Source organism: Cellulomonas sp. Root485 (assembly GCF_001426705.1).
Classification (GTDB): domain Bacteria; phylum Actinomycetota; class Actinomycetes; order Actinomycetales; family Cellulomonadaceae; genus Cellulomonas.
The window spans coordinates 1,105,989-1,127,008 of the sequence record NZ_LMFC01000002.1 but is presented as its reverse complement, the minus strand read 5'-3'; the positions used below and the strand labels follow the sequence as shown (position 1 = coordinate 1,127,008).

24 protein-coding genes are annotated in these 21,020 nt (G+C 72.3%); 3 read left to right on the top strand and 21 right to left on the bottom strand.

The window, feature by feature from the left end; all coding sequences use genetic code 11:
- The first annotated feature begins 13 nt into the window (after positions 1–13).
- Entirely contained in the window at positions 14–2,806 is a 2,793-nt protein-coding gene (locus ASD16_RS13680; RefSeq protein WP_055918127.1) for a glycoside hydrolase family 3 C-terminal domain-containing protein, read from the top strand.
- Between the two features lie 19 nt (positions 2,807–2,825).
- Positions 2,826–3,281 carry a nitroreductase/quinone reductase family protein gene (locus tag ASD16_RS13675; protein WP_055918124.1) on the top strand — a complete coding sequence of 152 codons (456 nt, stop codon included), beginning with the start codon at positions 2,826–2,828 and terminating at the stop codon, positions 3,279–3,281.
- Here ASD16_RS13675 and ASD16_RS13670 read toward each other — a convergent pair.
- From ASD16_RS13670 to atpB, 14 genes are all read right to left on the bottom strand, one after another.
- Positions 3,278–4,462: an N-acetylglucosamine-6-phosphate deacetylase gene (locus ASD16_RS13670; protein ID WP_235523288.1), complete on the bottom strand. Its 1,185-nt coding sequence runs from the start codon at positions 4,460–4,462 to the stop codon at positions 3,278–3,280. The genes ASD16_RS13675 and ASD16_RS13670 overlap by 4 nt on opposite strands.
- Positions 4,459–4,944: a hypothetical protein gene (locus tag ASD16_RS13665; protein WP_157453933.1), complete on the bottom strand. Its 486-nt coding sequence runs from the start codon at positions 4,942–4,944 to the stop codon at positions 4,459–4,461. Before ASD16_RS13665 ends, ASD16_RS13670 begins: the two co-directional genes overlap by 4 nt.
- Positions 4,941–6,275: a YndJ family transporter gene (locus ASD16_RS22050; protein WP_200942945.1), complete on the bottom strand. Its 1,335-nt coding sequence runs from the start codon at positions 6,273–6,275 to the stop codon at positions 4,941–4,943. The genes ASD16_RS13665 and ASD16_RS22050 overlap by 4 nt, the downstream gene beginning before the upstream one ends.
- 43 nt (positions 6,276–6,318) lie before the next feature.
- Positions 6,319–6,966, bottom strand: coding sequence for a TetR/AcrR family transcriptional regulator (locus ASD16_RS13655; protein ID WP_055918117.1), 648 nt, complete (start codon positions 6,964–6,966; stop codon positions 6,319–6,321).
- Between the two features lie 60 nt (positions 6,967–7,026).
- Positions 7,027–7,722 carry an endonuclease NucS gene (nucS, locus tag ASD16_RS13650; protein ID WP_055918114.1) on the bottom strand — a complete coding sequence of 232 codons (696 nt, stop codon included), beginning with the start codon at positions 7,720–7,722 and terminating at the stop codon, positions 7,027–7,029.
- Between the two features lie 19 nt (positions 7,723–7,741).
- Positions 7,742–8,149 carry a DUF2550 family protein gene (locus tag ASD16_RS13645; RefSeq protein ID WP_055918111.1) on the bottom strand — a complete coding sequence of 136 codons (408 nt, stop codon included), beginning with the start codon at positions 8,147–8,149 and terminating at the stop codon, positions 7,742–7,744.
- Between the two features lie 13 nt (positions 8,150–8,162).
- Positions 8,163–8,456, bottom strand: coding sequence for a F0F1 ATP synthase subunit epsilon (locus ASD16_RS13640; protein WP_055918108.1), 294 nt, complete (start codon positions 8,454–8,456; stop codon positions 8,163–8,165).
- 80 nt (positions 8,457–8,536) lie between these two features.
- The gene (gene atpD / locus ASD16_RS13635) at positions 8,537–10,024 is read right to left on the bottom strand and encodes a F0F1 ATP synthase subunit beta (RefSeq protein ID WP_055918105.1); all 1,488 of its coding nucleotides are present in this window, start codon (positions 10,022–10,024) and stop codon (positions 8,537–8,539) included.
- A gap of 35 nt (positions 10,025–10,059) precedes the next feature.
- The gene (locus tag ASD16_RS13630) at positions 10,060–10,953 is read right to left on the bottom strand and encodes a F0F1 ATP synthase subunit gamma (protein ID WP_055918102.1); all 894 of its coding nucleotides are present in this window, start codon (positions 10,951–10,953) and stop codon (positions 10,060–10,062) included.
- A 1-nt stretch (position 10,954) separates the two neighbouring features.
- Entirely contained in the window at positions 10,955–12,583 is a 1,629-nt protein-coding gene (gene atpA, locus ASD16_RS13625; protein WP_055918099.1) for a F0F1 ATP synthase subunit alpha, read from the bottom strand.
- An 81-nt stretch (positions 12,584–12,664) separates the two neighbouring features.
- The gene (locus ASD16_RS13620) at positions 12,665–13,477 is read right to left on the bottom strand and encodes a F0F1 ATP synthase subunit delta (protein WP_055918097.1); all 813 of its coding nucleotides are present in this window, start codon (positions 13,475–13,477) and stop codon (positions 12,665–12,667) included.
- Entirely contained in the window at positions 13,477–14,028 is a 552-nt protein-coding gene (locus ASD16_RS13615; RefSeq protein ID WP_235523286.1) for a F0F1 ATP synthase subunit B, read from the bottom strand. Before ASD16_RS13615 ends, ASD16_RS13620 begins: the two co-directional genes overlap by 1 nt.
- Before the next feature lie 38 nt (positions 14,029–14,066).
- On the bottom strand, positions 14,067–14,273 hold the full coding sequence (gene atpE / locus ASD16_RS13610) for an ATP synthase F0 subunit C (RefSeq protein WP_055918092.1): 207 nt from the start codon (positions 14,271–14,273) through the stop codon (positions 14,067–14,069).
- Between the two features lie 88 nt (positions 14,274–14,361).
- Positions 14,362–15,024 carry a F0F1 ATP synthase subunit A gene (gene atpB, locus ASD16_RS13605; protein WP_369817982.1) on the bottom strand — a complete coding sequence of 221 codons (663 nt, stop codon included), beginning with the start codon at positions 15,022–15,024 and terminating at the stop codon, positions 14,362–14,364.
- On the opposite strand from atpB, the gene ASD16_RS22250 reads away from it, so the two are divergent.
- Positions 14,999–15,268: a hypothetical protein gene (locus tag ASD16_RS22250; RefSeq protein WP_157453931.1), complete on the top strand. Its 270-nt coding sequence runs from the start codon at positions 14,999–15,001 to the stop codon at positions 15,266–15,268. The genes atpB and ASD16_RS22250 overlap by 26 nt on opposite strands.
- Positions 15,269–15,327: 59 nt before the next feature.
- Here ASD16_RS22250 and ASD16_RS13600 read toward each other — a convergent pair whose 3' ends face one another.
- From ASD16_RS13600 to ASD16_RS13570, 7 genes are all read right to left on the bottom strand, one after another.
- Positions 15,328–15,762: a hypothetical protein gene (locus ASD16_RS13600; protein ID WP_055918087.1), complete on the bottom strand. Its 435-nt coding sequence runs from the start codon at positions 15,760–15,762 to the stop codon at positions 15,328–15,330.
- Positions 15,759–16,883: a glycosyltransferase family 4 protein gene (locus ASD16_RS13595; protein ID WP_055918084.1), complete on the bottom strand. Its 1,125-nt coding sequence runs from the start codon at positions 16,881–16,883 to the stop codon at positions 15,759–15,761. The genes ASD16_RS13600 and ASD16_RS13595 overlap by 4 nt, the downstream gene beginning before the upstream one ends.
- Positions 16,880–17,530 (bottom strand): L-threonylcarbamoyladenylate synthase, encoded by a 651-nt coding sequence (locus tag ASD16_RS13590; protein ID WP_055918072.1) that lies wholly within the window; start codon positions 17,528–17,530, stop codon positions 16,880–16,882. The genes ASD16_RS13595 and ASD16_RS13590 overlap by 4 nt, the downstream gene beginning before the upstream one ends.
- A complete protein-coding gene (gene prmC / locus ASD16_RS13585) occupies positions 17,527–18,414 on the bottom strand; it encodes a peptide chain release factor N(5)-glutamine methyltransferase (RefSeq protein WP_055918069.1) in 888 nt (295 codons plus the stop codon). Before prmC ends, ASD16_RS13590 begins: the two co-directional genes overlap by 4 nt.
- A complete protein-coding gene (prfA, locus tag ASD16_RS13580; RefSeq protein WP_055918066.1) occupies positions 18,411–19,499 on the bottom strand; it encodes a peptide chain release factor 1 in 1,089 nt (362 codons plus the stop codon). The genes prmC and prfA overlap by 4 nt, the downstream gene beginning before the upstream one ends.
- Positions 19,500–19,615: 116 nt before the next feature.
- Positions 19,616–19,831 carry a 50S ribosomal protein L31 gene (gene rpmE, locus ASD16_RS13575; RefSeq protein WP_055918063.1) on the bottom strand — a complete coding sequence of 72 codons (216 nt, stop codon included), beginning with the start codon at positions 19,829–19,831 and terminating at the stop codon, positions 19,616–19,618.
- A 123-nt stretch (positions 19,832–19,954) separates the two neighbouring features.
- Positions 19,955–20,809: a polyphosphate kinase 2 family protein gene (locus ASD16_RS13570; RefSeq protein ID WP_055918060.1), complete on the bottom strand. Its 855-nt coding sequence runs from the start codon at positions 20,807–20,809 to the stop codon at positions 19,955–19,957.
- Positions 20,810–21,020 lie beyond the last annotated feature (211 nt).

Sequence of the window (21,020 nt, the reverse complement as noted above, 5' to 3'; positions counted from 1 at the left end):
CGACGAGGACCCCGTGGCCGACCACTCCCTCCCCGACCGGCCCTCCCCGACGGCCCCCGACGCCGTCGCGACGTCGCCCCGGCGGCCGTTCGCGGCACGCGCCCGGGAGCTGCTCGACCAGCTCACGCCCACCGAGCGACTCGCCCTGCTGCACCAGCACGCCGCCCCCGTCCCGCGCGTGGGGCTCGGCCCGTTCCGCACCGGCACCGAAGGGCTGCACGGGGTGGCGTGGCTCGGCACGGCGACCACGTTCCCGCAGCCCGTCGGGCTCGCCGCGACGTGGGACGCGGACCTGCTGGAGCGCGTCGGCTCCGTCGTCGGCACCGAGGTCCGGGCCAAGCGCGCGGCCGACCCCACGGTCTCGCTCAACGTGTGGGCACCGGTGGTCAACCCGCTGCGCCACCCGCGGTGGGGCCGCAACGAGGAGGGGTTCTCGGAGGATCCGCACCTCACCGCGCACCTCGCCACCGCGTACGCCCGGGGTCTGCGCGGCGACCACCCGACCTACTGGCGCACGGTCCCCACGCTCAAGCACCTTGTCGCGTACGGGAACGAGACCGACCGAAGCGTCACCAGCGCGCAGCTGTCCCCCCGGGTGCTGCACGAGTACGAGCTGGCGGCCTTCCGCGGCCCCATCGAGGCCGGGGTGGTCGGCGCCGTGATGCCGTCGTACAACCTGGTCAACGGCCGCCCGAACCACGTCGCCCGTGAGCTCCTCGACGAGGTCCGGGGGTGGACGCAGGCGTCCCTGTTCGTCGTCTCGGACGCCGGCGCACCCACCAACCTGGTGGTCGGCGAGCGCTACTACGACGACCACGTCGAGGCCGCCGCCGCCGCGGTCCGCGCCGGGGTGGACTCGTTCACCGATCACGACGCCGACCCGACCCGCACGATCGCGCACCTGACCGCCGCCCTGGAACGTGGGCTGCTCGACCAGGCGGACGTCGACCGCGCCGCGCTCCGCCAGCTCGAGCTCCGCCTGACGACCGGCGAGCTGGACCCTGAGCTCGACCCGTGGGCGTCGGTGACCGCGGCCGACCTAGACCTGCCCGCCAGCCGCGCGCTCGCCCGCGAGGTGGCGACGCGCGCGGTCGTCGTCCTGGAGAACGACGGGGTCCTGCCCCTGCGACCCGGCGCCCGCGTGGCCGTCGTGGGACCCCTCGCCGACCAGGTCCTCACCGACTGGTACTCGGGCACGCCGCCCTACACGGTTTCGATCGCCGCGGCGCTCGACCCCGCGGACGTGGTGACCGGCGCCGACACCGTCGCGCTGCGGTCCCGCACCACCGGCGGGTACGTCGACGTCGGCGCGGACGGGACCCTCACCGCCACGGCCCCCACCGCGGCACACCACGACCTCACCGACTGGGGCGACGGCGTCCTGACGCTCCGCGCCGCCGGGTCCGGTCTGCTCTGGACCGGCGCCGGCTGGATCCTGCGCGCGGACGCGCCGAACGTGCACGGGTGGGTCGCGCAGGAGAGCTTCCGGGCGCACCGGCACGACGACGGCTCCGTCTCGTTGCAGCACCTGGGCTCCGGCCGGTGGGTGGTGGTGCAGCACGACGGCGGCGTGCTCGTGGCCGACGCCGCCTCCGCGGCTACCGCCGAGCGGTTCACGCTGCGCACGGTCCGGTCCGGGGCCGCGCGCGCGGTCGACGCGGCACGCGACGCCGACGTCGTCGTGCTGGCGGTCGGGAACGACCCCCACCTGCTCGGCCGGGAGACCGAGGACCGTCCGCACCTGCGGCTGCCCGAGGCGCAGGCGGAGCTCGCCCGCGCGGTGCTGGAGGCCAACCCGGCGACGGTCCTCGTCGTCGTCTCGTCGTACCCGTACGTGCTCGGGGCGCTCGGCGACGACGCCGCCGCCGTGGTGTGGACCGCGCACGGCGGCCAGGAGCTCGGCCACGGGGTCGCGGACGTGCTCCGTGGCGACGCCGAGCCGTACGGACGCCTCGCGCAGGCCTGGCCCGAGACCGAGCAGGACGCGGGCGACCTGCTCGACTACGACGTCATCGGCGGCAGGCTCACGCACTGGTACGCGACCCGGCCCGCCCGGTGGGCGTTCGGGCACGGCCTGAGCTACACGACGGTGGCCTACGACGCGATCGAGCAGTCCGCCGGGTCGGTCCGGGTGACCGTCCGCAACACCGGCGACCGGCCCGTCGACGAGCTGGTGCAGGTCTACGCAGCAGCCCCGGACCACCGGCTGCCGATGCCGCACCGCCGGCTCGTCGCACACCGCCGAGTCCGCCTGGAGCCCGCGCAGACCGCGGTCGTCGACCTCGACGTCGCCGCCGACGCGTTCGCCGTCTGGGACGTCACGACGGGACGGTTCGTCGTCGAGCCCGGGCGGTACGAGCTGCACGCGGGGCGCTCGTCGGCCGACCTGCCCCTCCTGGTCGAGGTCGATGTCGAGGGCGAGCCCGTGCCCGCGCGCCGGCTCGACGAGTGGGTCCGGGCGATCGACCACGACGAGCGCCAGGACGTGACGTTCGCGGAGCGGACCCGCGAGACCGGTGACGCCCTCGAGGTCACGCGGGGCCGGCGCACCGGCTGGGTGCTGTTCCGGGACGTCGACCTCGCGGACGTCGGGCACCTGGAGCTGACGGTCGCGAGGGGAGGGTCCGTGCGGGTCGAGGTGCGTGACGGGCGCGGGTGGCGGTCGCTGGGGACCGCGGACGCCGCGGTCGGCGGCCGGTACGACTGGGCTCCTGTGGGGCTCGCCATCCAGGCGGACGGCGTCGCCGATCTTCGCCTGGTCCTCGTCGGCGAGGTCAGGCTCGGATCCCTGCGAGGGGGGAGCTAGCGACCACTACGGTGGGCCGATGACGACGCCCGCGCCGGCACTGCCCCCGAAGTGGTTCATCCGGGTGGCGTGGCGCGTGCACCGCGGCCTCTACCGCATCAGCGGGGGCCGGTTCCTGTGGGAGCCGTCGAACAAGCGCGGCTACGGCGCTCTGCGGCTGACGACGACCGGGCGGACCTCCGGGCAGGAGCGCAGCGTCATCCTCGGCTACCTCGAGGACGGTCCGAACCTGGTCACGCTCGCGATGAACGGCTGGATCGAGGGCCACCCCGCGTGGTGGCTCAACCTCGAGGCGCAGCCCGAGGCGATCGTCCGTCTCGACGGCGAGGAGCCCCGGCCGGTCCGCGCGCGCGCCGCCGAGGGTGCGGAGCGCGACCGGCTGTGGGCGGTGTGGACCGCGGTCAACCCCAAGCTCGACGCCTACGCCGCGACGCGCCCGACCGTGACGCCGGTGGTCGTGCTCGAACCCCGCTAGACCCAGGCGCCCGCACGCAGGACGCGCAGCGGCGCGAGGTCGGCGTCGGTGACCACGAGGTCCGCGCGGCGACCGGCCGCGAGAGCGCCGAGGTCGCGACGGCCGAGGACGTCGGCCGGCACCGTGGCCGCGGCGAGCACCGCGTCCTCGAGCGGGATCCCGGCGGCGACCACGTTCCGCACCACGTCGAGCAGGTGCGCCACTCCCCCGGCGATCGCGCCGGACTCGTCGGCGATCCGCGCGACCCCGTCGGCCACCCGCACGGCCATCGGACCCAGGCGGTACTCGCCGTCGGGCATCCCCGCCGCCGCCATCGCGTCCGTGACCAGCGCGACCGAACCCGCGCCGACGAGGTCGAACACCGACCGGACCGTCCCGTCGGCCAGGTGGGTGCCGTCGGCGATCAGCTCGACCACCAGCTCGCCGCGCGCCGCGGCCGCGAGGCACGCGGCGATCGGGCCCGGGTCGCGGTGGTGCAGCGGCCGCATGCCGTTGAACAGGTGAGTCGCGGTGAGCCGGCCGTTGGACCGGGACGCCAGCAGGTCGAACCCGCGGTCCACGGCCTCGTCGACCTGGTCGGCGGTCGCGTCCGTGTGCCCGATGGACGGCACCGCGCCGACGTCGACCAGTGCCGCGACGACCTCGTCGGCCCCGGGGACCTCGGGCGCCACCGTCATGGTGACCAGGTGGCCGCGGGCCGCCTCGGCGATGCTGCGGACCAGCTCCGGGTCTCCGTCGAGCATGTCAGCGGGGTTCTGGGCGCCGCACCGGTGCGCCGACAGGAACGGCCCCTCGAGGTGGATGCCGACGATCTCCCCCGCGTCCGCGAGGTCGGCGAGCACGGCGGTCCGTCGCAGGAGGATCTCCGGTGAGGCCGTGACGAGCGACGCGACCAGGCTCGTGGTGCCGTGCCGGCGGTGCTCGTCGACGGCACGCTGCGCGTCGGCGGCGTCGATCGCGTCCGGGAAGCTCGCGCCGCCACCCCCGTGGCAGTGCAGGTCGACCAGGCCGGGGAGGATCGTCGTGCCGCTCGGCTCGGGCGCGGTCCACCCGCCCGGCAGGCCGTCGGCCGGGCCGACCCAGACGATCGTGGCGCCGTCGACGACCACCACACCGTCGTCGACGATGCCGCGAGGGGTGACGAGCCGGCCGCGCAGGACGAGAGGGGTGTCGGTGCTCACGCCCCAATCCTTCCCCATGGCAACGCTGCTCCCTGCGCGTCCGACCAGCGGACCCGCCGAGCGCGTGCTCGCCCCGTCCACCAGCGCGCGCCACCGGCTCCGACGGCCCCCTCGGCTGCGGCGACGAGCCAGGACCAGCCGGCGACCTGGAACAGGCCCCACCACGCGCAGAGCGCGACCGACAGGACCGCGCCGACCAGCGCGAACACCAGGACGTGGACCCACTCGCGGCGAACGCCGGCCAGCAGGTGCGCCGTGAGCACCCCCGCGGGGAACCCGGCCACCCCCACCGGGACGATGGCCACCAGCAGCGCGAACGGGAGGTACACGAGGGCGACCATCAGTCCCGAGCCGGTCCTCTCCTGCCCCACGGCAACAGCCCCGACCCCGAGCCCCACCACGTTGACGCCCGCGAGCACCACGAGGCACCGCAGGCACAAGGCCGCGATCACGCCCGGGCCGCGGACGTCCGGCGCACTCACGACACACCCCCGATGTACCGCACCTGGGCCGTCCGGCGCGCGCCCCGCGCGAGCACCCGCAGGTACAGCCGCTGACCGACCACGGTGAGCGGGCCTGCCAGCCGGACCCACCACCGGTCGGGCACCGAGAACGCCGTCACGACGAACCACAGGTCCCCGGCGTCGTCGCGCTCGACGGTGAACGCCTCCTCCCCACGGAACAGGTGACCGGGCAGCGTGCCGTACCCGAAGCCGACCCGGTGCGCGCTGCGCTCGACCCAGACCACCTCGCACGGCACCGACAGGTACACCGGACCGGCTCCCGGACGACTCACGACCCGCAGACCGGGGACTGCCTCGGGACCGTCGGGGAACACCTCGACGAGCGCGGCCTCGTGCACCCGCCAGGTCAGCAGCGCGTCACCGACCGCCACGAGGTCGAGAGCCGTCGCGCCCGGCATCAGCAGGTGCCGCACCCGCAGGTGCCGGTACCCGCCAGGCAGCGGCCCCGACTGCGTCGCCCCGACCTCGGCGTAGGTCAGACCGGACTGCTCGGGGGGCGCCGGGAGCAGCCGCAGCCCGAGCAGCGTGCACAGGACGAAGCCGAGCGCGTTGGCGACGCCGTGCGTCACGGCCATCCAGGACAGGCTCGGGTGCACCAGGTCCGTCGCCTCGCCGACCGCCCACCAGAGCGCCAGCAGCATCGAGACGACGACTGTCACCGCACCGACCCGCAGGAGCAGCCCCGCGGCACGCGATCCGACGAGGGTGGTCGTGGCCGCCGCCGCGCACCACAGCCCGATCGTCAGGACCATCGCCCCCACCAGCTCGGCGGCGTCGGACACGAAGTAGCCGGCCAGCACCAGCAGGACGCCGGTCGGCGCCGCCACGGCCGCCGTCTGCGAGGCGCGCGAGACGTCCGCCTTCGCCACCAGGCCGACCACCAGGCACGCCCCGAACCCTGCGAAGAGCATGTGCGGCACCGTGAGCGCCAGGTAGTCAGCGTCGAACCCGAGCAGCCCCCAGCCTGCCCGCTCCGCGACGAGTGCGAGGGCGCCCACCAGCGGTGTCGCCAGCGCGACGGCCGTGGAGAGCCGTCGGACTCGCAGCGCGCACGCGGCCAGCACGACGCCGGCCAGCGCGAACGGCACCGCGAGCAGCGCCGCCGACGCCCCCACCGGGAGCCACACGCTGACGGCCGCGAGCAGCCCGACCGACGGCCACGCCGCCGAGCGCGACCGCGGCACCGCCCGGTCGCCGAGCAGACGCAGCCCGAGCGGGAGGACGACGGCGGTGCCGAGCCCCACGACCACCCGCACGACATCGGCCGCGACCGGCGACAGGGCGCTCACGCCCGCACCTGCACGCGCACGTCGTCGGCCGCGCCGTGCCCGTTCATGCCCGCACCGCCCGGACCAGCGCCAGCACGTCCTCGGACGCCCCGCGCAGCACGGGCAGCCGGGACAGCTTGACCAGGCGGCCGATCAGGGGCGCGACCCCCTCGACCAGGGTCCGCGTCCGCCGCTGGCCGGGTGAGCCGTCGTAGACCCAGAAGAGCGTGACCCCGAGCTGGGCCAGCCAGAGGAGCTCGGGAAGCTCGTCGCGCAGGCCGGTCGGGACGGCGGGCGACGCACCCTCGACCAGCTCGCGGAACATCTCCTGGCTCAGCTCGCGCGACTCGCCCGACTCGGCGGAGAACGGGCTCGCGGCCGACCCCGGCCGGATGGCGACCGTCACGAACTCGGCGCCGAACGCGTGGTACTCCGCGAACGCGTCGACGCCGGCCAGCATCACCCCGCGCAGGCGAGCGGTCAGATCCCCGCCCTGCGCCAGGACGGCCCGCGCCGCGGTCGCGTGCTCGCGGGTGACGTCGAGGTAGAGCTCCTGGACCAGGTGGTCCTTCGACGCGAAGTGGTAGTACGCGTTGCCCGTGGCGACCCCCGCCTCCTGCGCGATCGCCCGCATCGTCGTCGCTGCGTAGCCGCGCTCGCGGAAGAGCCGGAGGGCCGTGGACCGGACGAGTGCCTTGGTGTCGTCGCTCATGCGACTAGTTGAACACGTTCAACTGAACACGTTCAAGAGCCCGGGAGTGTGAGATGGGTCTTAGAAGAGCCGGGTGCTGCTGTCGTCGACGCCGCGCATCGTGTCGTAGTCGAGCACGAGGCAGCCGATCCCCCGGTCCGTGGCCAGCACGCGGGCCTGCGGCTTGATCTCCTGCGCAGCGAAGACCCCGCGCACCGGCGCCAGGTGCGGGTCCCGGTTGAGCAGCTCCAGGTAGCGCGTCAGCTGCTCGACGCCGTCGATGTCGCCGCGTCGCTTGATCTCCACGGCGACCGTGCCTCCCGCCGGGTCCTTCGCCAGGATGTCCACCGGGCCGATGGCCGTCGGGTACTCCCGGCGCACCAGCGTGTGCCCCGTGCCCAGCAGCAGGATCTGCGCCGCCAGGAGCTCCTGCAGGTGCGCCTCGACGCCGTCCTTGACCAGCCCGGGGTCCACCCCCAGCTCGTGCGCCGAGTCGTGCAGCACCTCGTACAGGTCGATCTCGAGGCGGTCGTCGGACTTCTGGTGCTGCACGGTCCAGACCGCCGTCACGCCGGCCGCCAGGGCCTCCTCGGACGGCTCCGACACCGCGAGCGTGCACGGCGGGCTCATCCAGTTCAGCGGCTTGTACGACCCACCGTCGGAGTGCAGCAGCACGCTGCCGTCGGCCTTCACCACCACGAGGCGGGTGGCCAGAGGCAGGTGCGCGTTGAGCCGGCCGCTGTAGCGGGCCGAGCAGGACGCCACGACGAGGCGCATGTGTTCTCTTCCGAAGGAGTCAGATGACCGAGCCGACGCGCGACGGCGTCGCCTCGATCCACGACGTGAGGCCGGCATACGCCTCGGCACTCATCAGCAGGTGGACGGGTTCGACCTCGCCCCCCGGACGGCACGTCACGACCACCTGGCCCGCGTGCCAGTCGGTGCGCGCGAGCACCGAGAGCCCCACGCGCTGCCACCGGGCGTGCGGACGGGCTGCCAGCGACCGGTAGCGCCACCAATAGAGCCGGTCGGTGCCGTACTGCGCGACACCCGAGGACCAGGGTCCCGACGTGCTCCGGCCCAGGGCGCAGTGGAACGACCCGACCCGACGGTTGAGCGTGTGCACCCGGGAGAACCAGACGGCGACGACGGCGAGCAGCACCACGACGATCACACTCAGGAGTGCGACGACGTGTCCGCTCACCGTCTCGGCGCCCTCAGTGCGTGGCGGGCGACGTCGCGGGGCGAGCGCCCTCGACGACGTTGTCGGCGACGATGGTCAGGTGGTTCGAGTCGAAGGACAGGAACCCGCCCTCGACCTGCCAGCGCTTCGGCTCGCCGCCCCCGACCGGGAACACGCGGACCTCGCCGGGCTGGAGCACGGACAGAACGGGCTCGTGACCGGCCAGGATGCCGATCTCACCCTCCCCGGCCTTGGCCGAGACCATGCGGGCGGTGCCGGACCAGAGCTTGCCGGCGGTGGCGACGAGCTCGACCTCGATGTCAGCCACGAGACCCTCCTTCGATGATGTGCGGGACTTTGACGAGCACAGTGGGGCGGGGCGTGATCATCGCCCCGCCCCAACTGTTCTCAGACGCCGTAGTCCTTCTGGATGCGGGCCCAGTTGCGCTCGAGGTCCTCGAGGCCACCGATGTTGAAGAACGCCTGCTCGGAGATGTGGTCGAACTCGCCGTCGGCGATCTTGCCGAAGGCCTCGACCGTCTCCGTGAGCGGGACCGTCGAGCCGACGACACCGGTGAACTTCTCGGCCATGTACGTGTTCTGCGAGAGGAACTGCTGGATGCGGCGGGCGCGTGCGACGACCGTCTTGTCCTCCTCCGACAGCTCGTCGACACCGAGGATCGCGATGATGTCCTGGAGCTCCTTGTTGCGCTGCAGGATCGACTTCACACGCGTCGCGGCGTCGTAGTGCGCCTGGCCCACGTAGCGCGGGTCGAGGATGCGGCTCGTCGACGTCAGCGGGTCCACGGCCGGGTACAGACCGCGCGAGGCGATCTCGCGCGACAGCGCCGTCGTCGCGTCGAGGTGCGCGAACGTGGTGGCCGGGGCCGGGTCGGTGTAGTCGTCGGCGGGCACGTAGATCGCCTGCAGCGAGGTGATCGAGTGGCCGCGCGTCGAGGTGATGCGCTCCTGCAGGAGGCCCATCTCGTCGGCGAGGTTCGGCTGGTAGCCGACCGCGGACGGCATGCGACCGAGCAGCGTCGACACCTCGGATCCGGCCTGCGTGAACCGGAAGATGTTGTCGATGAAGAGCAGCACGTCCTGCTTCTGCACGTCGCGGAAGTACTCCGCCATCGTCAGCGCCGAGAGGGCGACCCGCAGACGCGTGCCCGGCGGCTCGTCCATCTGGCCGAAGACGAGCGCCGTCTTGTCGAAGACGCCGGCCTCCTCCATCTCGACGATGAGGTCGTTGCCCTCACGGGTGCGCTCGCCGACACCGGCGAACACCGACACACCACCGTGGTTGAGCGCGACGCGCTGGATCATCTCCTGGATGAGGACCGTCTTGCCGACGCCCGCACCGCCGAAGAGGCCGATCTTCCCGCCGAGCACGTACGGCGTCAGCAGGTCGATGACCTTGATGCCGGTCTCGAACATCTCGGTCTTGCTCTCGAGCTGGTCGAAGGCCGGGGGCTTGCGGTGGATGGGCCAGCGCTCGGTGATCTCGAGCTTCTCGCCCTCCTTGAGGTTGAGCACCTCGCCGATGACGTTGAAGACGTGGCCCTTGGTGATGTCGCCGACGGGAACGCTGATCGCCTCGCCGGTGTCGCGCACGAGCGCGCCGCGGACCAGGCCGTCGGTCGGCTTCAGCGCGATGGCGCGGATGAGCGAGTCGCCGAGGTGCTGGGCGACCTCGAGCGTCATCGTCGTGGCGCCCTCGGCCTCGCCCTCACCCTGCGTCGACAGGTCGATGTCGACCTGGAGGGCGTTGTAGATCTCGGGGATCTGGTCGGACGGGAACTCGATGTCGACGACGGGGCCGATGACCCGCGCGACCCGACCCACGCCAGGACCGGACGCGTGCTCGACGGCGGTCTCGGTAGTGGTAGCAGTCATGGTGTTTCTCCGGTTCGTCTGTGGGGACGTAGTCGTCAGGAGGCGAGTGCGTCGGCGCCCGACACGATCTCGCTGATCTCCTGGGTGATCTCGGCCTGGCGGGCCTGGTTGGCGAGCCGGGTGTACATGCGCACCAGGTCCTCGGCGTTCTCGGTGGCGGTGTGCATCGCGCGCTGCCGGGCAGCGAGCTCGGAGGCCGCCGCCTGCAGGAGGCAGGTGTAGATGCGGCTGCGCACGTACATCGGGAGCAGCGCGTCGAGCACGGCCTCCGGGGACGGCTCGAACTCGTACAGCGGCGGGATCTCGTTCTCGTCGCGCGCCTCGACGCCCTCGACGATCTCGAGCGGCAGCAGCCGGATGACCCGGGGGCTCTGCGACACCATGTTCCGGAAGTGCGTGAACACGACGTGCAGCTCCGCGACGCCACCCTGGTCGGCCGGCGCCTCGAACGCCGCGAGCAGCGTCTCGGCGATGTCGGCGGCCGTCTCGACCGACGGAGCGTCGGAGTTGCCCGACCACTGCTGCGCGAGCTCCCGACCACGGAACGTGTAGTAGGAGATGGCACGGCGGCCCACGGCGTAGACGATCGGCTCGAAGCCCTGCTCGGTGAGGCGACCGATGAGGCGCTCGGCCTCCCGGATCGCGCTCGCCGAGTAGGCACCGGCCATGCCGCGGTCCGACGTGACGACCAGGACCGCGACCCGCTTCGTGTCCGTGCGCTCGGTGACGAGCGGGTGGGTCACGTTCGAGTGGGTGGCCACTGCCGACACCGCGCGGGTCAGCGCGCGGGAGTACGGCGTCGCCGCCGTCACCCGGTCGCGCGCCTTGCCGATGCGCGAGGCAGCAATGAGCTCCATCGCACGGAAGATCTTCTTCAGCGACTCTGTCGACCGGATCCGCTGCCGGTAGACGCGCTGCTGACCTGCCACGTCAGCCCTTCTTCTGCCGGACGATCTGCTCCTGCTCGATGTCGACCTCGGCGCCGTCGTCGGACGAGCCGACCAGCGTCGTGCCGTCGCCCACCAGGAAGCCGTTGCGGAACTCGTCGACCGCAGCGCCGAGAGCCTTCTCGGTCTCGTCGTCGAGCTTGCCGGTCGAGGCGATCGTCGAGAGCACCTCGGTGTTGCGGCGCAGGTGGTCGAGCAGCTCGGTCTCGAACCGGCGCACGTCGGCGATCGGGACGTCGTCCAGCTTGCCCTTGGTACCGGCCCAGATGGACGCCACCTGGTCCTCGACCGGGTACGGCGAGTACTGCGCCTGCTTGAGCAGCTCCATGAGGCGGGCGCCGCGGGTCAGCTGGGCGCGGGAGGCGGCGTCGAGGTCGGACGCGAACATCGCGAACGCCTCGAGCGACCGGAACTGCGCGAGGTCCAGCTTCAGCGTGCCGGAGACCGACTTCATGGCCTTGACCTGCGCGGCACCACCGACGCGGGACACCGAGATGCCGACGTCGACGGCCGGGCGCTGGTCCGCGTTGAACAGGTCGGACTGCAGGAAGATCTGCCCGTCCGTGATGGAGATGACGTTGGTCGGGATGTACGCCGAGACGTCGTTGGCCTTGGTCTCGATGACCGGCAGACCCGTCATCGAGCCGCCGCCCAGCTCGTCGGAGAGCTTGGCGCAACGCTCCAGCAGGCGGGAGTGCAGGTAGAAGACGTCACCGGGGTACGCCTCGCGGCCCGGCGGGCGACGCAGCAGCAGCGACACGGCACGGTACGCCTCGGCCTGCTTGGACAGGTCGTCGAAGACGATCAGGACGTGCTTGCCCTGGTACATCCAGTGCTGGCCGATGGCCGAGCCGGTGTAGGGCGCGAGGTACTTGAAGCCGGCCGGGTCGGACGCGGGGGCCGCGACGATGGTCGTGTACTCGAGCGCGCCGGCCTCCTCCAGGGCGCCGCGGATGGCGGCGATGGTGGAGCCCTTCTGACCGATGGCGACGTAGATGCAGCGGACCTGCTTGTCCGTGTCGCCGGTCTCCCAGTTGGCCTTCTGGTTGATGATCGTGTCGATCGCGATCGCCGTCTTGCCCGTCTGGCGGTCACCGATGATCAGCTGGCGCTGGCCGCGGCCGATCGGGATCATCGCGTCGATGGCCTTGAGGCCGGTCTGCAGCGGCTCGTGCACGCTCTTGCGCGCCATCACGCCCGGTGCCTGCAGCTCGAGGGCGCGGCGACCCTCGGTCTTCAGCTCGCCCAGGCCGTCGATGGGCTGGCCCAGCGGGTCGACGACGCGGCCGAGGTAGCCGTCACCGATCGGGACGGAGAGCACCTCGCCCGTGCGGCGGACCTCCTGGCCCTCCTCGATGCCGGTGAACTCACCCAGGACGACGACGCCGATCTCGCGCACGTCGAGGTTGAGCGCGAGGCCGAGCGTGCCGTCCTCGAACCGCAGCAGCTCGTTCGCCATCGCGCCCGGGAGGCCCTCGACCTGCGCGATGCCGTCGGCCGTCAGGGTCACGCGGCCGACCTCTTCGGAGACCACGCCCGTCGGCTCGTAGGACTTCACGAAGCTGTCCAGCGCGGCCCGGATCTCGTCCGGCCGGATCGTCAGCTCAGCCATTGCTCTTCTCCTGTCGTGACCGCCGGTCGGGCGGTCGTACGTTCGTGCACGTCGTTCAAGGGACCGGCCTGGGGCCGATTCTCAGCTGGCAAGTCGTCGTCGTGCGTCGGCGAGCCTGGCGAGCACGGTCGAGTCGACCACGTCCGCGCCCACCTGGATGCGCAGTCCCCCGAGGATCTCGGGGTCCACCGTCACGTTGAGCTGCAGGTCCTGCCCGTACTCCTGCTGCAGGATGGCGCCGAGGCGGTCCAGCTGCGCCTGCGAGAGCTCGCTGCCGGACGTCACGGACGCCACGAGGCGCTCGCGCCGCGCCGCGGCGAGCTCGCCCACGAGGCCGAGGGTCGCGACGAACCGACGGCCGCGCGGGGCGGCAGCCGCCCGCCGTGCCACCGCGAGGGTGGCGTCCGCGACCTTGCCACGCAGCAGGTTCTCCGCGAGATCCGCGCGCTTGTCGCCCGGGACCCGCGGGTCGAACAGTGCCTGCCGGACCTCGCGCTGACCGACCAGCGACCGCGTGATGCGGAACAGCTCGTCCTCGACGCGCTCGAGCTCCTTGCCGGCCTGCGCGGACGCGAGCACGGCGTCGAAGCCGAGCCGCTCGACGGCCTCGATGAGGTCGTCGGCGGACGACCAGCGTGCCTTCACGAGGTCCGACACCGCGTCCACGACACGGGCGTCGAGCCGGCCGAGCACGCTCGCGACGAGCCCGGCCTTGGCGTCGGGGTCGATGGCCGGGTCCGACAGGGTCCGCCGCAGCGAGCCCGAGGAGTCCAGGGCGTCGACGACGGCGAACAGCTGCTCACCGAGCGTGATCCCCTGCGCACCCGCCGCGGCCAGCACCGGCTCGAACCGGAGCTGTGCCGCGCCGAGCGACGCGAGACTCGTGCCGCGCATCAGTTCTCCTTGCCGGCGCTCGTCGTAGCAGACGCGTTCGCCTCGAGCTCCGCGAGGAAGCGGTCGACGACGCGCGACTGGCGGGCGGTGTCCTCGAGGGACTCGCCGACGATCTTCGAGGCGAGCTCGGTGGCGAGCGCACCCACGTCGTTGCGCAGCGAGACCGCCGCCTGCTGACGCTCGGCCTCGATCTGGCGCTGGGCCGTCTCGACCGTGCGCGCAGCCTCGGCTGCCGCCTTCGCCTTGAGCTCGGTGACGATGGCACCGCCCTCGGCGCGGGCGGCCTCCTTGATGCGGGCTGCCTCCGTGCGCGCGTCGGCGAGCTGCTGCTCGTACTCGGCGCGCAGCTCGGCTGCCTCGGCCTGGGCGGCCTCGGCGTGCTGCAGCCCACCTTCGATCTTCTCCGCGCGCTCGTCGAGGACGGCCTGGAACTTCGGCAGGGCGTACTTGATGAACACGACGGCGATGATCACCACGATCACCAACGACCAGACGATGTCGTAGGTGTGCGGGAGGAGGGGGTTGACCTCCTCGACTTCCTCAGCAGCCACCACCGCGCTGTGCGCGGCAGCGACGAGCGGCGCGGTGATCACAGGAAGAACGGGGTGGCGATGGCCAGGAGGGCGAGGATCTCGATGAAGGCCAGGCCGACGAACATGGTCGAGCGCAGCTGGCCGGCCATCTCGGGCTGGCGCGCCATGCCCTCGATCGTCTTGCCGAACAGGATGCCGAGACCGATGCCGGGGCCGATGGCCGCGAGACCGTATCCGACGAGAGCGAGTCCGGTGATTTCCACGGGGTGGTTCCTTTCATCTGCGCGCCGCGCGGCGCGTCCGGTCAGGGGCGACGGTCCGGGGATCAGCCCGTCGCGATAGGGCTGTCGATCAGTGCTCTTCGGAGATCGACATCTGCAGGTAGACGGCGGTCAGGATGGAGAACACGTACGCCTGCAGGGCGGCCACGAAGACCTCGAGCAGGAAGAAGGCGAAGCCGGCGACGAACGTCACGGCGCCGAACGCCTTGACCGCGCCGGACGCCTCGAAGAACAGGAACGAGGTGGCCGCGAAGCACAGGGCGAGCAGCAGGTGGCCGGCCATCATGTTGGCCAGGAGCCGGATGACGAGCGTGGCGGGCCGCAGCAGGAAGACCTGCAGGAACTCGACCGGCGTCAGCAGGATGTAGATCGGCCACGGCACGCCGGGCGGGAACAGGCTGTGCTTGAGGTACCCGCCGACGCCGAACTTCTTGACGCCCTGCCAGAGGTACAGGAAGTACACCCACAGGGCGAAGATGATCGGCAGGCCGATCACGGACGTCCCGGCGATGTTCAGGAACGGGATCACGCCCGTGATGTTGAAGAAGAAGACCGCGAAGAAGATCGTCGTGATGATCGGGACGTACTTCTTGCCGTCCTTCTCGCCGAGGATCTCGTAGGCGATCGAGTTCCGGCAGAAGTCGAGGCCCATCTCGAGGACGCTCTGGAACCGGCCGGGGACGAGCTTGGCCCGGCGGGCACCGATGATGAAGATCAGCATCAGCGCGATCACCGCGATGAACCGGACCAGGATGATCCGGTTGATCTCGAACGGCGTGCCCTCGAACCAGATGGCCGGCGGGAAGAAGTCGGCGAGCGAGGGCGGATGGAACGTGCCGCCGCCGTCTTCTTCCGCGGCGAGCGGCAGGATCGTCGCAAGGCTGAACAGGGCGGTCTCCTGTGGTCGTGTGCGCCGAGTGCCGCATCAGTGCGGGCACGAGTACGACGCCGGGCCGTCTTGGATGGCGAAAGCCTAACCTATGGACGGGCTTGGTCAGGACCCGCAGCAGAGCCCCCGGGGGCGTCCGAACACGGCCTACGCCTCGAAGTAACCGACCCGTCCGCGCTGCACCGCACGGGCGTCCAGGACGGCCGACCCGATGACCCCGGCGATCGACACGAGGAACAGGACCTGCGGGTTGTAGAAGTCGAACTGCTTGAGGATCACGAGCAGCACGATGACGACCACGAGCTTGCCCAGCCAGGCGCCCATGATCACCGCCATCATCGTGGTCGGGGCCGAGCGGGCCGTGCGCAGGACCGAGATCACGGTGGTCCCCGAGAAGATCAGGGCGATGCCCACCCCCAGCAGCGCACCCCACACGCCCGCCATGCCGTCGACCAGGTAGCCGATGCCGACGCCGAGCACCGTCAGCACACCGAGCAGCACGAGCATGTCCCGCAGCGACTTGCGGAAGACGGCCTCGTTGGCCGACGGGGTCGGGGCCGGGGCGGGTGCGGGGGTGGTCATCGGACGGCCTCCAGGGGCGGGGTGGCGGACCGGCCGCGGAGCGGTCCGAGCGTCAGCAGGGTGGCGACGAGCACGGCGACGCCGAACGTGATGAGGACGACGGTGGTCTCCCACCGGACCAGGGCGGCCACCCCGAAGGCGAACACCGCGGTCCAGACGTACATGATCGCGACCGCGCGCCGGTGGGAGTGGCCCAGCTGCAGCATGCGGTGGTGCAGGTGCATGCGGTCCGGGTGGAACGGGGACTTGCCGGCGCCGACGCGGCGGATGATCGCGAGCCCCATGTCGAGCAGCGGGAGGAGCAGCACCGCGAACGGCAGGAGCATCGGCAGGAACGCGGGGAACTGCTGCCGGACCAGCGCCTGGTCGGGGTCGATCTGTCCCGTCACGACGATGGCCGCGGCGCTGAACACGAAGCCGAGCACCATGGCACCCGAGTCCCCCATGAAGATGCGCGCCGGGTAGACGTTGTGGGGCAGGAAACCCACGCACGCGCCGACCAGCGCGGCGAGCACCAGGGCGGCGAGGTTGGCGTTGGCGTACGCGCCCGGGTTGGCGCCCGCCGTCAGCAGGTAGGCGTACAGGAAGAACGCCGTGCCGCCGATGGCGAGGACCCCGGCCGCGAGACCGTCGAGCCCGTCGACGAAGTTCACCGCGTTCATGGCGATCACGACGGTCAGCACCGTGAGGAACGTCGCCATCCGGGTGGACCCGATGGTCTGCACGGAGCCGGTGGGCAGCTGGTAGAGCAGCACGCCCTGCCACGCCAGGAACCCGCCGGCCAGCACCTGGCCCATGAGCTTGGTGAGCCAGTCGAGGTCCCAGATGTCGTCGGCCACCCCCAGCGCGCACACGATCGCGGCGCCGCCGACGATGCCGATGAGTGGTCGGGGGTTGGCGTACACGTTCTCGAGGAACGGGAGCCTGCTCGTCATGAGGATCGCCACGAGGATGCCCGCGAACATCGCCATCCCGCCGAGGCGGGGCGTCGGGATCGCGTGCACGTCGCGGTCGCGGACAGCCGTGATGGCACCCCAGCGCAGCGCGCACCACCGGGCCAGGGGCGTCATCAGGTACGCCACGGTGGCGGAGACGAGCAGGGCGAGCAGGTAGACCCTCACGCGGCGGGTCCCTCCACCGGGGTGACCTCGTTGAGCTGCTCGAGGCTGAGCGCCCCGGCACGCACGAGGCGCAGGGCCGGGCCGGTGGCGTCGACGATGCTGGAGGCGACCTGGCCCGGGGCCTCGCCGCCGTCGAGGTAGACCGCGACGGAGTCGCCGAGCTGGTCGTACGCGTCCTGCGCGGTCACGGCGGCGGGCGAGCCCGTCCGGTTCGCGCTGGAGACGGCGAGCGGCCCTGTCCGGCGCAGGAGGGCCCGCGCGGTCTCGTGGTCCGGGACCCGCAGCGCGACCGTGCCGCGCGTCTCCCCCAGGTCCCACGCCAGCGACGGCTGGGCACGGACGATCAGCGTGAGCCCGCCGGGCCAGAACGCCTCGGCGAGGGCGCGCGCGCCCGCGGGCACGTCGGTGGCCAGCCCGTCGAGCACGCGCACGTCAGCGATCAGCACCGGGGGCGGCATCTGCCGGTCGCGACCCTTGGCATCGAGCAGCGCCTGCACGGCGGGTGGGGTGAACGCGTCGGCGGCGATGCCGTAGACGGTGTCCGTGGGGAGCACCACGAGTCCCCCACGGGACAGGACGTTGACCGCCTCGTCGAGCGCCGGGCCCCAGGTGGTGGGGTCGCTCGCGGGGGTGATCCGCTCGTTCACGGCGCCGAGTCTGTCACGTGCGGCTGGGCGGACCGGCGCGCGACGAGCATCCGGGGCCGACCGGTCAGGTCCGGGCGGGACTCGACGTCGACGAACGCACCCGTCGCACGGGCTGCCTCACGGGCAGCGGCGTCCTGCACCTCGGCGTGCTCCATCACCAGGAGCCCCCCGGGGGCGAGCAGCCGGGCCGCCGCGCGCAGGACCGCACGCGGGACGTCCAGCCCGTCGAGCCCGCCGCCGTAGAGGGCCAGGTCGGGGTCGTGGTCGCGCACCTCCGGGTCCACGGGTTCCGCGTCGGGCGGGATGTAGGGCGGGTTGGCGACGAGCACGTCGACCGTGCCGTCGAGCTCGCGCAGCAGTGCCGGGTCGGCGACGTCGCCGTGCTCGACGCGGACGTCCGCCTGCACCGCGACCGCGTTGCGGCGGGTCAGGTCGACGGCCTCCACGGACAGGTCCACCGCGACCACCCGGGCTCCGGGGACCTCGGTGGCGACCGACAGGGCGATCCCGCCGGCGCCGCAGCAGAGGTCGACCACGAGCGGGTCGGTGAGCCGCGCGGCCTCCTCGATCGCCACCTGCGCGACGACCTCGGTCTCGGGCCGCGGGACGAACACACCGGGCTCGACCAGGAGCGTCAGGTACCGGAACCCGGTCGACCCGACGAGGTGCTGCAACGGCTCGCGGTTGCGCCGACGCTCGACCAGACCGGCGAACTCCTCGGCGAACCCGTCCGGCACGGGCGGCGCGAGGGCCAGCTCGAGGCGCTCCTGCCCGAGCACGTGGGCGGCGAGCGCGGTCGCGTCGTGCCGCGGCGACTGCACCCCGGCGTCGGCGAGGATGCTCGACGCCCCCTCCACCAGGGCTCGCATGTCCGGGCCGGTCATGACGCGCCCGCCGATGCGAGCCGTGCGGCCTCGTCGGCGTCGATCGCGGACTGCACGACGGGCGCCAGCTCACCGCCGAGGACCGCGTCGAGGTTGTAGGCCTTGTAGCCGGTGCGGTGGTCGGCGATGCGGTTCTCCGGGAAGTTGTACGTCCGGATGCGCTCGGAACGGTCGACCGTGCGCACCTGCGACCGGCGGGCCTCGCTCGCGGCGGCGGCGGCCTCCTCCTGCCGGGCGGCCAGGATGCGGGCACGCAGCACGCGCATGCCCGCCTCACGGTTCTGGAGCTGCGACTTCTCGTTCTGCATGGACACGACGATGCCCGTGGGCAGGTGCGTGATGCGCACGGCGGAGTCGGTGGTGTTGACCGACTGCCCGCCCGGGCCGGAGGACCGGTAGACGTCGATGCGCAGGTCGTTGGCGTCGATCGCGACCTCGGCCTCGTCCTCGGCCTCGGGGAACACCAGGACGCCGGCCGCGGAGGTGTGGATCCGGCCCTGCGACTCGGTCACGGGCACCCGCTGCACGCGGTGCACCCCGCCCTCGTACTTCAGGTGCGCCCACACACCGTCCTCGGGTGCGACCGTCCCGCGCGCCTTGATGGCCAGCTGGGCGTCCTTGTACCCGCCGAGGTCCGACTCGGTGGCGCCGAGCAGCTGCGTCGCCCAGCCCATCTTCTCCGCGTACCGCGTGTACATGCGCAGCAGGTCGGCGGCGAACAGCGCCGACTCCTCACCGCCCTCCCCCGCCTTGACCTCGAGGATCACGTCGCGGGAGTCGTCGGGGTCGCGCGGGATGAGGACCTCGCGCAGCCGGGCGGACGCGGCGTCGGCGGCGTGCTGCAGGCTCGGCAGCTCGGCGGCGAAGCTCTCGTCGACCTCCGCCAGCTCGGCGGCGGCCTCGGCGTCGTCGGACGCGGCCTTCCACGCCGTGTACGCCTGCGCGACCCGGCCCAGCTCGGCATAGCGACGACCGAGCCTGCGCGCGTTCGCGGCGTCGGCGTGCACCGCCGGGTCGGCCAGCTGGGCCTCGATCTGCGCGTGCTCGGCGAGCAGCGGCTCGGCGGCGGCGAATGCCTCGCTCATGCGGGTGTGTCCTTCAGGTGGCGGGAACTGCTCCGACAACGACACAGCGCCGGTGCCCGCGCGGACACTGCCATGGAGGGCAGTGGTCCGCGCCGGGCACCGGCGCTGCGAGGTTGCTAGTTGCCGGCCTTCTTGCCGTAGCGCGCCTCGAACCGGGCCACGCGGCCGCCGGTGTCGAGAATCTTCTGCTTGCCCGTGTAGAACGGGTGGCAGGCGCTGCAGACGTCGGCGTGGATCTTGCCGGAGGTCACGGTCGAGCGCGTGACGAAGGTGCTGCCACAGGTGCAGGTGACCTCGGTCAGGACGTACTCGGGGTGGATGTCAGCCTTCACGAAAACTTCTCCTTGGGTGGGTGTCTCCGGGTCCGGACGCGCGACTGGCGCCGGTGAACCGCAGACCAGCGAACCATTGTGCCAGAACAGCGACGGGGCCCGAAATCATCCCCGTCCGGCGACTCAGAAGGGCTGTGCGTCGAGCCGGGCCTTCTCCGCCTCCACGTCGAAGTCGGCGGGCGGCCAGCCCAGGTCGAGGCTCTCGACCGCCGCGAGCACCAAGCCGCCGACGGCCAGCCGCGCGTACCACTTGGAGTCCGCGGGCACGACGTGCCAGGGCGCGTGCTCGGTGCTCGTGCGGTCCAGCACGGCCTGGTACGCCTCCTGGTACGCGGGCCACTTCGCGCGCTCGTCGACGTCGTTCGGGTTGAACTTCCAGTACTTGTCCGGGCGCTCCAGCCGCTCCCGCAGCCGGGCCTTCTGCTCCTCCTGCGAGACGTGCAGCATCACCTTGACCACCACGGTTCCGGAGTCGACGACCTCCTGCTCGAACGCGTTGATCTCGTCGTACCGCGGCTCCCACACCTCCCGCGGCGCGAGCTCGTTCACGCGGACCACCAGCACGTCCTCGTAGTGCGAGCGGTCGAACACCCCGATGCGTCCGCCGGCCGGCAGCGCCTCGCGGATCCGCTGGAGGTAGTGCTGCGACCGCTCCTTCTCGGTCGGCACCCCGAACGAGTGCAGCTGCACTCCCTGCGGGTCGACCATGCCCAGGACGTGCCGGACGATCCCGCCCTTCCCGGCGGTGTCCATGCCCTGCAGCACCAGCAGCACAGCCCGCGAGCCGCCGGTCCGACCGTGCGCGTAGAGGCGCTCCTGCACCTCGCTCAGCCGGTTGCCGTCCGCCTCCAGCTTGTTCTCCGCCGACGAGCGCCCGTGCTCCCACCCGGGGGTCGACGACGCGTCGACGGCCGAGAGGTCGAACCCGGGCCCGACCCGCAGGGCCTCTCCCGGCGGCGTGCTCCACGACTTCGTCATCTTCGACCTTCCGGCTGCGCAACGGTGCGGACACTCGCACGCTAGCGCGCGCACCTGGCGTCGGCAGTCGGGCCCGGGTGGGACGAACCGCCGAGCAGCGCGGTTCGGTCCTCCCACCAGGACGTATCCCGCAGTGCCGAGCGGCGTATCGGCCGAAAGCACCAGAGGGCCACCGAGCGAAAGGCCGGTGCAGGTCTGGCTCTGCGGCTGG